This is a genomic window from Sphingomonas psychrotolerans, from assembly GCF_002796605.1.
Taxonomy (GTDB): domain Bacteria; phylum Pseudomonadota; class Alphaproteobacteria; order Sphingomonadales; family Sphingomonadaceae; genus Sphingomonas; species Sphingomonas psychrotolerans.
The window spans coordinates 3,012,027-3,022,093 of the sequence record NZ_CP024923.1 but is presented as its reverse complement, the minus strand read 5'-3'; the positions used below and the strand labels follow the sequence as shown (position 1 = coordinate 3,022,093).

Annotated in this window: 10 protein-coding genes; 5 read left to right on the top strand and 5 right to left on the bottom strand. The window is 65.7% G+C overall.

The features are described 5' to 3' along the window. Window positions 1-37: 37 nt before the first annotated feature. From CVN68_RS13635 to CVN68_RS13625, 3 genes are read left to right on the top strand one after another with little or no spacing between them, the layout of a single operon-like run. The gene (locus CVN68_RS13635; RefSeq protein WP_100282687.1) at window positions 38-838 is read left to right on the top strand and encodes a fimbria/pilus periplasmic chaperone; all 801 of its coding nucleotides are present in this window, start codon (window positions 38-40) and stop codon (window positions 836-838) included. Further along, on the top strand, window positions 835-3,456 hold the full coding sequence (locus CVN68_RS13630; protein WP_233503349.1) for a fimbria/pilus outer membrane usher protein: 2,622 nt from the start codon (window positions 835-837) through the stop codon (window positions 3,454-3,456). Before CVN68_RS13635 ends, CVN68_RS13630 begins: the two co-directional genes overlap by 4 nt. Window positions 3,457-3,463: 7 nt before the next feature. Continuing rightward, window positions 3,464-4,387, top strand: coding sequence for a hypothetical protein (locus tag CVN68_RS13625; RefSeq protein ID WP_158298884.1), 924 nt, complete (start codon window positions 3,464-3,466; stop codon window positions 4,385-4,387). 200 nt (window positions 4,388-4,587) lie between these two features. Here the strand turns inward: CVN68_RS13625 and CVN68_RS13620 are convergent, their stop codons facing one another. Then, on the bottom strand, window positions 4,588-5,532 hold the full coding sequence (locus CVN68_RS13620; RefSeq protein WP_233503348.1) for a cell wall hydrolase: 945 nt from the start codon (window positions 5,530-5,532) through the stop codon (window positions 4,588-4,590). A 140-nt stretch (window positions 5,533-5,672) separates the two neighbouring features. Continuing rightward, window positions 5,673-6,824 carry a tRNA guanosine(34) transglycosylase Tgt gene (gene tgt / locus CVN68_RS13615; protein WP_100282684.1) on the bottom strand — a complete coding sequence of 384 codons (1,152 nt, stop codon included), beginning with the start codon at window positions 6,822-6,824 and terminating at the stop codon, window positions 5,673-5,675. A gap of 44 nt (window positions 6,825-6,868) precedes the next feature. On the opposite strand from tgt, the gene CVN68_RS23240 reads away from it, so the two are divergent. After that, on the top strand, window positions 6,869-7,495 hold the full coding sequence (locus CVN68_RS23240) for a cupin domain-containing protein (protein ID WP_233503347.1): 627 nt from the start codon (window positions 6,869-6,871) through the stop codon (window positions 7,493-7,495). Between the two features lie 15 nt (window positions 7,496-7,510). Here the strand turns inward: CVN68_RS23240 and CVN68_RS13605 are convergent, their stop codons facing one another. From CVN68_RS13605 to arr, 3 genes are all read right to left on the bottom strand, one after another. Beyond that, window positions 7,511-8,185: an HAD-IA family hydrolase gene (locus CVN68_RS13605; protein ID WP_233503346.1), complete on the bottom strand. Its 675-nt coding sequence runs from the start codon at window positions 8,183-8,185 to the stop codon at window positions 7,511-7,513. Further along, window positions 8,178-9,092 (bottom strand): cation diffusion facilitator family transporter, encoded by a 915-nt coding sequence (locus CVN68_RS13600; protein WP_100282682.1) that lies wholly within the window; start codon window positions 9,090-9,092, stop codon window positions 8,178-8,180. The genes CVN68_RS13605 and CVN68_RS13600 overlap by 8 nt, the downstream gene beginning before the upstream one ends. 180 nt (window positions 9,093-9,272) lie before the next feature. Next, window positions 9,273-9,674 (bottom strand): NAD(+)--rifampin ADP-ribosyltransferase, encoded by a 402-nt coding sequence (gene arr / locus CVN68_RS13595; RefSeq protein ID WP_100282681.1) that lies wholly within the window; start codon window positions 9,672-9,674, stop codon window positions 9,273-9,275. Between the two features lie 264 nt (window positions 9,675-9,938). Between arr and CVN68_RS24200 the strand changes: the two genes are divergently transcribed. Next, complete coding sequence (locus CVN68_RS24200; protein ID WP_267893701.1) at window positions 9,939-10,064, top strand: hypothetical protein; 126 nt, start codon at window positions 9,939-9,941, stop codon at window positions 10,062-10,064. Window positions 10,065-10,067: the final 3 nt, after the last annotated feature.

Below are 10,067 nucleotides of genomic sequence, written 5' to 3'. Positions count from 1 at the left end.
TAGTCCGGGTGCAGTCACAGGGGTGGGGGCCTCGCCAGTGTTCAGCAGTTTCCAGCGGACAGCCGTCCGTTCGGCCATAGTTGCGACCGCGCTCGTCGCCGGTGCCGCTACGGTCTATGCGATGCGCGTTTCGCCGATGATCGTCGAGATGACCACCACGGGAAGCGATTCGGTCGCGCGCGTGGAAGTGCAAAATCTCAACGCCGGCAAGTTGCCGTTCGAGACGCGGATCACGCGCCTGAGCTTCGACGAGAACGGCGTGCCCAGCGAAACGGCTGCCGATGCCGATTTCATCGTCTTCCCGCCGCAAGGCATGCTGCCGCAGGGCGCGCGCCAGGTGATCCGCCTGCAATGGGTGGGCGGCGCGGACATCCCGACCTCGCAAGCCTATTACCTCTCGGTCAATCAGCTACCAATCCCGGTCGATCCGGGTGCGGGGGCACAGGCCGCGCAGGTGCAGGTCGTCTATCACATGAAGGCGCTCGTCGTGGTGGCTCCGCCGAACGCGCAGCCCAATGTCAGCGCGACCTCGGTCAAGCCGATCGACTATCAGCCGCCTGCCGCGAAGCAGGGCGACCCGCTGCCGCCGACGGTGCCGGGTCTCGAAGTCAGGATGAAGAACATCGGCCGTCGCCATGCGATGATGTCGGCGCTGAAATGGGTGATCGAGGGCAAGGACACCGCCGGCAAGTCGTTGCGGGTCCTGATCTCCGAAGAGGATCTCAATCGTGGCATCGGCAGCGGTTACGTTCCCGGCGGCGGCGGCACGCGCGTGTTCCGCTTCGCAGTGGTCAAGGCATTCGGACCCGGTCCTATCAACGTCAAGTTCGTGAAATGAAGCGCGGCAGGCTGCTCAGCGCGACGGCATGGTTCTGCCTGACCGGCGGGACCGCCGCGGCGCAGGTCTCCGTGCCGCTGCCGCGCACGCAGCCGGTGCCGCAGAGTGCGCCGCCGACATCGGCACCGCCGCAAAGCACGTCGGTGCCGTTGCCCGGCGGCACCAAACCGAACATCGATACGCTGCCCGTGGTCGGGCAGACCGGAACCGCGTCACTGCCGATCGGCAAATATGGCCGTCCCGACATCAATCCCTATGATCGCGACATGGATCTCACCGTGCCGTTGCTGTTCAAGCAGCGCGCGCTCGGCGACATGCCGATCCGGCTGACTTATGACGATCGACTGCTCGCCGAGCGCAAGCCGTTCGAAGGGCTGATCGGGCCGCTGCTCAACCAGCAAGCGCGCGATCAACTGCTCAAGGCGGCGGCGGGCAAGGATCACCTCGAGTCGGACGATCTGAAGCCGCTGGGCATTTCATTCGAATATGATCCGAGCAGCCTCGCCGTCGTCGTGCTGACGATCGATCCGTCGAAGCGGGCGCTTGAGCAATTGTTCTCGCCGCCCAATCCCGGCGACGAGAATATCGATCTGGCGCCGGCCGACTTCGCCGCGTTCCTCAACATCAACGGCTATTATGCGCGGTCGTGGGAGGGCAATTTCAACAGCCCGCCGTCAATCTCGCTCGGCGGCGCGATGCGCTATGGCGGCGTCGTTCTCGAGGCTGACGGCCAGTTCGGTAACCAGGGCTTCGGTGGCGGCGCCTATCGCTTCGATCGCAATTACGCGCGCTTCGTCTATGACGAGCCGGCCGATTATCGCCGCTGGTACCTCGGCGACCTGACTCCCGAAGTGCGCGGTCAGCAGGGCTATGTGCAAATCGGCGGCGTCGGCGTCAGCCGTCAGCGCCAGCGCTTCGATCCCTATCGGTCGTCGGTGCTGCAGGGAAATCGACAGCTCGTGCTCCAGCGCGACGCGAGCGTCCGCATCATGCGCAACGGCGTGTTGTATCGCGAGCTGCGGCTCGATGCGGGTTCGTACGATTTCAGTTCGCTGCCGCTGCTCGCGGGCAGCAACGACGTGCAGATCGAGGTCCGCGACAATAGCGGATCGGTCCAGTCGATCGCGTACAGCCAGTATCTCGACCCGATCGATCTGGTTCCCGGCGACTTCGAATATGCCGCCTATATCGGGCCGACGAGCAACAATTTCGGCCGCTCGCCCAGCTATAACGGTCCGGTCGCCTTCTCTGGCTTCTTCCGCAAGGCGTTCGTCGACGCGCCGGCGATCGGCGTCGGGCTGCAGGCCAGCGCGCAGGTCCAGACGCTGACCGGGCAGACCCAGTTCGTGCTCGGCGGCGGTTCGCGGCTATTGCTCGACGGCGGCCTCAGCCATTCGCGCGAAGTCGGCGAGGGCTTCTCCGGGGGCGTCGGCTTCGATCAGCTGATCGATCGCGGCGGGCTGGTCGATTCGGCGAGCATCCGCGCCGATTATCTCTCGCGGCACTATGCGTTCCTGTCCTCGCCTGAGGCGGACAATTCGAGCTCGGTCTCGATCAGCGGCCAATATACCCGCCAGATCAACCAGCGCCTGTCGGCGCTGATCACCGGCAGCTATCTCAAGAGCCGCAATCGCAACGACAGCTATCGCATCGGCGTCTCGGCGAACTATTATTTCGACCGGCGCGTAAGCGTACGCGCGGGCGTCGAATATTCGAGGTTCGACAGCACGATCGGGCGTGGCCGGGGGCTGGGCTTCAACATTGCTCTGGTGTTCCAGCCGACCTTCCGCGATCGTTTCGAAGCGCGGCACGAGAGCAGTACCGACACCAGTTCGCTGTCGTATCTGCATTCCTCGTCGAACCAGATCGGCAGCCTCGGCTATGGCGCGGTGGCGACCCGCGACGACCGCACGGTCGCGCTGCAGGGATTTGCCGACTATATCGCCAATCGCTTCGACGCGACGGTGAGTCATTCGAGTTACGGCCCCAACATTGGCGGGTTCGGTCAGGTCAATGTATCGTCGGTACGCGTCGGCACCTCGATCGCCTTTGCCGATGGCGTCGTCGGCGTCGGGCGCCGGGTGAACGACAGCTTCGCGCTGCTCTATCCGCACAAGAATTTGAAGGGCCACAGTGTGGTGGCCGGCCAGTCGCTGGTCAGCAGCGACTATATGAGCAAGAGCGGCACCTTCGGCGCGGCGGTCAACGGCTATCTGAACAGCTACGTCAACCAGCCGATCCAGTACGATGTCGAGAACCCGCCGATCGGCTATGATATCGGCCCGGGCACGGTGCGGGTGAACCCGCCTTATCACAGCGGCTACAAGCTCAAGATCGGTACCGACGCCTTCGTCAGCGCCGCGGGCGTGCTGACCTTCCCCGACGGCAAGCCGGTGGCGCTCGCCGGCGGACGCGTGATCGCCAAGGATGGCAAGGACAAGGAGCCGCTGCCGTTCTTCACCAATTCGGTGGGGCGCTTCGCGATCCAGAATCTGCGTCCCGCGGTCGATTACCGCGTCGAACTCGGCGCCGGCCCGACCGTGTTCGAGTTCAAGGTGCCCGCCGATACCACTGGTCTCGTCGATCTTAAAACTATAGTGCTGAAGCCGGCGAATTGAGGTGACCATGAAGACCCTGATTTCGGCCACTCTGGCAGGGGCCGCGGCGCTGGCCTCGGCAAGCCCGGCTTGGGCGCAACCTGCGTCGATCGCCTCGCGCGCCGATTGCGCGCTGCGCATCGAGAGCAGCTCGAGCAACTGGATCATCCAGGGCTATGATCCCTTCGCGACCAACGTGCCGATCGCGACCTATGACGTCGTGTTCAACAACGAAGGCGCCGCCGCCTGCGCGTTTGCGCCGGTCTTCGTAGTCGACCAGGAGCCGTTCGGCCTTGCCCTCGGAGGGCGAACCGGACGCGTCACCTATACGTTGCTCGACGAATTCTCGAACAGCAACGCGACTCCGCTCTCGGGCCGCACGATTGCGCGCGTGACCCAGCGGCCCGTGGTCGTCCAGCCGCGTAGCCAGCAACTGGTTCGCTTCCAGTTCGCCGTCAACGAGGACGGGCTGGTCGCCGACGGGTTGTACAGCCAGCGCGTCACGCTCGTCGCCGAGCAACAGGGGCGCGGCGACATGCTTGCCTCGCGTTCACTGGTGTTGGGCGTGAATGTGCTGCCTTCGGCGGTGCTCGGGCTTTCGGGCCAGTATCGTCGCAACGGCGGGCAAGCGCTCGTCGATCTGGGCGAACTGGCCGAGGGCATTGCGCAGGTGCCGCTGCAGATGACCGTGGCGAGCACCCGCGCCTATCGGCTCGAATTCGCTTCGAAGAATAACGGCCTGCTCAAGATGGCGAATGCCGACTGGAGCGTGCCCTATCAGCTGATGATCGGCGAGAGCACGCTCTCGCTGGCATCGACGGCGAACTATAATTCGTCGGGGACCGATCCCACGCGCGATGCGTTGCCAATGCGCTTCGTGATCGGGAGCGTCGCGGGCAAGCGCGCCGGTCTGTACAGCGATCTCATCACCGTTTCGATCGCTCCGCGATGATTCGCTGACCGGTCGCGTACCATATTCGCATTGCCGCGTTCCGGCGCGGCCCGTCAGTCCATTGTTCCGATAGCTGTCGCGCGTCATTTCCCCCCGGATGACCCGAACGCGGCAGCGCGGGCGCTCTCATTGCCCCACGCAGAGAGAGCGCCCGCATACTTTGGCGGGCATTGCTTAACGTCGGATTGACGCAAAGCGGCTCAGCGCAATGGCTTGCCGCTGTCCTTCCATTTGTCGAGGATCTGCGAGTCGGGCAGTGTGCTCTCGGCATAAGCAGCCATGGGCGCGCCGCTGTCGACATAAGCGGGTTGAACCGCGCGCGCCGGTTCCGGATTGGGAACGCTGGCCGGTCTCGCCATCGGGAGCGCGGCGACGACGACGGGCGTCACTGCGGCATGGGGCGCGGGTAGCGGCTCACCACCCTGATAGGATTGCCGGAATGCTGCGGCCATTCCCCACCAGCCTTTCCAGCGATGGAAGAAGTGCGCGCCGAATACCCCGGTCATTACAAGGCTGCGGTTCCACGACGGGGTCACCGCATAGGTATGATAGTGCGTCGCCATTCCAACCGGCGCGAACACGCTGCCGGCGAGCGCGGCCCCGGCGACGCGTTCGGCACGCGCCCAGGCAGCACGTGAAGGGATGCGTGCCATCGCGCCGTCGCAGGCGAAGCTGAACTGACAGCCGCGCTTCTCGGACCCCTGAAAGACGACGCCGCAGACGGTGGCGGGGAAGGCGGGGTGCCGCACGCGATTGAGCACCACCTGTGCGACGGCGCGCTGGCCATCGTCGGGCTCGCTTGCCGCTTCGTAATAGATTGCCTGGGTCAGGCACTGGAGCGCGCGGGCATGATCCATGGCGCCGCCGGCGAGGCGGAACGGCGCGGCAGGCTGGATCGACGAATCGATCACGGCGTTCTCGGGTACCGGCAGATCAGGCAATGCGATCGTGCCAGTGGTGCCGGTCGCCACGGCGGCGTCATCCGGAACGGCTGTGTAGAAGGCCGCACCGGGGAAATGGTCGTCGGCTTCATAGCCAGTGACCACCGGCTTCGGCGCGACGCTCGGCGTGTCGGGGCTCAGCGCCTGCGCGGAGAAGCCGGCGCCGACGAGCGAAACCAGCGCCCCTGCCGTCAGCCCCCGCATCTGCATTCGAGTGAACCGCTGCCAGAACAAATCCGCATGCCTCATACGAGCCAATGGCCCGGAAGGCGCTCCCTATATCGCGTAATCGTGAACGCGGCGCCCCCGGATTCCGCAGCGTCCCGCCACGGAACAGAAGATGGTTAAGCTAAGGCCTTGGGCGCGGTGCGATAGTCGCGGCGGAAATCGTTTGCGAACGCCGTCAGCCGGCCCTCGCCGATCGCCAGGCGCAAATCGGCCATCAGCTGCTGGTAGAACCAGAGATTGTGCTCGGTCATCAGCATCGCGCCGAGGATCTCGCCGGCGCGGACGAGATGATGGACATAGGCACGGCTCCAGCCGGCACAGGTCGGACAGGCGCAAGCCGGATCGAGCGGGCCCTGATCCTCGGCGAACTTCGCGTTGCGGATGTTGATCGGACCGGTGCGGGTGAACGCCTGGCCGGTGCGGCCGCTCCGTGTCGGGAGGACGCAATCGAACATGTCGACGCCGCGCTCGACCGCGCCGACGATGTCGTCGGGCTTGCCGACACCCATCAAGTAACGCGGCTTGGCCGCATCGAGCTGGCTGGGAGCGTAATCGAGCACGCCGAACATCGCCTCCTGACCCTCGCCGACCGCGAGGCCGCCGATCGCATATCCATCGAAGCCGATGTCGAGCAGCGCGTCGGCGCTGGCTTTGCGGAAGCTCTCGTCGAGCGCGCCCTGCTGGATGCCGAACAGCGCGTTGTTTTGGGCATGTTCCCCGCCCGCGTCGAAGCCGGCACGGCTGCGCTTCGCCCAGCGCATCGAGCGCTCCATCGCCGCGGCCTGCACCTCGCGCGTCGAAGTGGTGGGGACGAGTTCGTCGAACGCCATGACGATGTTCGAGCCGAGCAGCCGCTGGATCTCCATCGACCGTTCGGGGCTGAGCATGTGGCGCGAACCGTCGAGGTGCGACTTGAAGACGATGCCTTCCTCGCTGCGCTTGGTCAGCTCGGACAGGCTCATCACTTGATAACCGCCCGAATCGGTGAGGATCGGGCGGTCCCAGCCCATGAATTTATGGAGCCCGCCGAGCTTGTGGACGCGCTCGGCGGTGGGGCGGAGCATCAGATGATAGGTGTTGCCGAGCAATATGTCGGCGCCGCTCGCGCGCACGTCCTGCGGCTTGACTGCCTTAACCGTGGCGGCGGTGCCGACCGGCATGAAGGCGGGGGTACGGATTTCACCGCGCTGCATCGCGATGGCGCCGAGCCGGGCCTTGCCGTCGGTGGCGTGGATGGTGAAATGGAAGCGGGGAGCCGAGGGTGACATGGGGCGTTGCCCTAGCGACCTCCATCGCCTTGAGTCGAGGGATCATGCCGAACGAGACGACCGACAAGCTGCGTGACATGGCGGCGCACCGCGGACTCAAGCTCGTCACCTCGCGGCGGCGCAAGCCGGGCGGCGACTTCGGCAAATACGGGCTGAACGACGCCAAAGGCGCGCCGGTGTTTGGCGTCGACAAGGACCGCCTCACCGCCAGCGCCGAGGAAATCGAAGACTATCTTCGCGGTGCGGCGAGCAATGCGTGGAGCAAATCGGCCGGCTCGGTAAAGGCACGCCCCAAACCCAGGCCCGGGCCGAAAGCCGCGCCAACGCCGAAGCCGAAGCCACGCTTCAAGGTGAAGGTCGAGAATCTGCTCACCAGGCTGCCGGCGGCAAAACGGGCGGAGGCGTTCACCGAATTGCTCGCGCGCCCGGGAGTGCGGGTCGAGCGGATCGTCTCGCGCGGACAGGCGACCCCGGGGGGCGCACCGATGGTGCAGGCGCAGGACGAATGGGTGCTGCTGCTCGAAGGCGCGGCGGGGCTGCGGATCGAGGATTCGGACGAAGTGACGCTACATGCCGGCGACCATGTCTGGATCGCCGGCGGGCAGCAGCATTGGGTGACATGGACCGCAAAGGACCGCCCGACTGTCTGGCTGGCGATACATCTCGATTGAGGAGCCAGGGCATCGCTACCCCCGTTGCGCCGCGACATAATCGAGGATGTCCTGCGGCTCGCGGAACAGCGCGTCGGGCTGGAGCGCGGCGAGCACCGCCTCGCTGGCATAGCCCCATAATACCGAGCCGGCGCGCATCCCGACCTCGCGCGCCGCATCGATGTCGCGGGTCTCGTCGCCGACCGCCAGTGCCGCTGCGGCGGGAATCGCCATCTTCTTGAGCACGCGGCGGAACTTGGGCGCCTTGCCGAACAGCGAGGAGCCACAGGCATAGAAATCGATCCGGGCGGCGTGTTCCTCGCCGAGAATCTTGCGCGCATTGGCTTCGGAATTCGACGTCACCAGCGCGATCTTCACCCCGGTTTCCGCCAGTCGCTCAAGCAGGTCCGGGGTGCCGGGAAAGAGTTCGATCTGATGCGCGTTGAGGCCGACCATCTTGCGGAGATGGCGCGCGATCAGCGGCATCTTCCAGCGCGAGATGCCGAGGAAATCGATCACTTCGCGCGAGCTGCGGTGGCGCAGCATCTCGACCTCATCCGGGGCGACGGTGCGGAAGCGGAAGCGCCGCGCGAGCTGGTCGATTACCGACAGGAACCAGTCGCCGCTGTCGGACAGCGTGCCGTCGAAATCGAAGATCACCAGCCGGATCGGGGGGGCTTGGGGGCCGCTCGCGGACGCTGCCTCAACCATGGGCATGTCCGTGCATGCGGCATTCGGCGCCTTCGCCCAGCTCGATCTGGACCGTGGTGTGATCGATGCGGAATTCATGCGCCAGCCGGTGCTGGAGATCGATCAGGAACGCGTCGCCGGGATGGCCACCGGGCATCACCAGATGCGCAGTGAGTGCCGCTTCGGTGGTGCTCATCGGCCAGATATGGAGATCGTGGACGCGCACCACGCCGGGCAGGGCGATCAGCGCGCGCTCGACCTCCTCCGCGTCGATTCCGTCGGGCACCGCCTGCAGCGCCATGGTCAGCGATTCGCGCGCGAGGCCCCAGCTGCTCCACAGGATCACTGCGACGATGACGAGGCTGATCGCCGGATCGATCCAGCGCGCGCCGGTGAGCAGGATCAGTCCGCCGGCGATCACCACACCCACCGAGACCGCGGCGTCGGTCGCCATGTGGAGATAGGCGCCGCGGATGTTGATGTCGTGCTTGCGGCCACGCGCGAAGAGCAAGGCAGTCGACAGGTTCACGACGATGCCCACCGCCGCGACGATCATCACGATCTTGCCGGGGACGGCGGGGGGATCGGCGAAGCGCTGGATCGCTTCCCAGCCGATCGCGCCGACCGCGACCAGCAGGAGCACCGAATTGGTCAACGCGGCAAGGATCGAGCTGCCGCGGAAGCCATAAGTGAAGCGCTTCGAGGCCGGGCGCTTGGCGAGCTCGGCGCCCGCCCAGGCGACGAGCAGACCGAGTACGTCCGAGAGATTGTGTCCGGCATCGGCGAGCAAAGCGACCGAATCGGTCAAGAAGCCGGCGGCGCCCTCGACTGCGACGAAGCCGATGTTGAGGGCCGCCCCCAATGCGAATGCGCGGCCGAAATCCGCCGGGCCATGCGCGTGGTGATCGTGATCGTGATGTCCCGCCATTGGCGCTGGTTTAGCCGTGCATGTGCATGAGATGCTAGGACCTCAATTGCCGATCGCCACGAGGTCCCGCCGATTGCCGTAAAGGCCCTCGAACACCGCGACCCTGCCATAAGGAAGCGGGCGCTTCGTCATAAGCGGACGATCAGGGCGATATGAGCGAGATGGGACACAGGCGGGCGGTCAGTCGATCGCCTCGACGCCCTGCTCTTTCAGGCGCACGAGATGGTCTTTCATGTGCTGCAGCTGCTCGGGGGAATGGCCCTGCCAGTCGGCGAGCTCGCCGATGACGCACAGCGGCGCCTGCGAGCGATAGGATAAGGTCGGGTTGCCGGGGAATTTCTTGTCGGTGAGGTTGGGGTCGTCGACGAACGTCCCGGTCGGCTCGACGATGTAGATGCGCGCGCGGCCCTCGCCCTGCGCCAGCTCGGCGCCCCAGATCGCCGCGTCGAGCGTGCCCGCGAAATAGACCCACGACGCCTGCTTCTGCTGGCCGTAATTAGAGGCATAGCCGGCGGCGATCAGGTCGCCGGGGCGCAGATCGGCGCGGGTGCCGTGGTAAAAGCGGCGCGTGCCGGTCATCATGAGCTCTCCCTCTGGCTGCGGCGGCGGTTGATCCGGTTGACTGGGTAGCGCGCTATTGCGGCGGATGCGACCGGGAGGCGGTGGGTTCGCGCCGCTGCGGCAACCGGAACGCGACAGGGTGCGACACCTGTGCGACGCGAGGCGACGAGCCAGCCACATGCGCGCGTCACCGAGGCGAAAGGCGCGGGCCGGCGAATTGATGTGCGGAAGCGATGCGGATGGGACTAAGGTGCGGCGGGGCCTTTCGCTCCCGAAGGACAGGCGATGGCCAAGAGCCAGAAGAAATCGAACAAGGAAGTGCGCAAACCCAAGGCGGAAAAGGTCAAGACGATCGCCGCCAACGCATCGACCAAGGACAAGCCGGTCTCGATGGTCAACATCAAGAGCTGACGC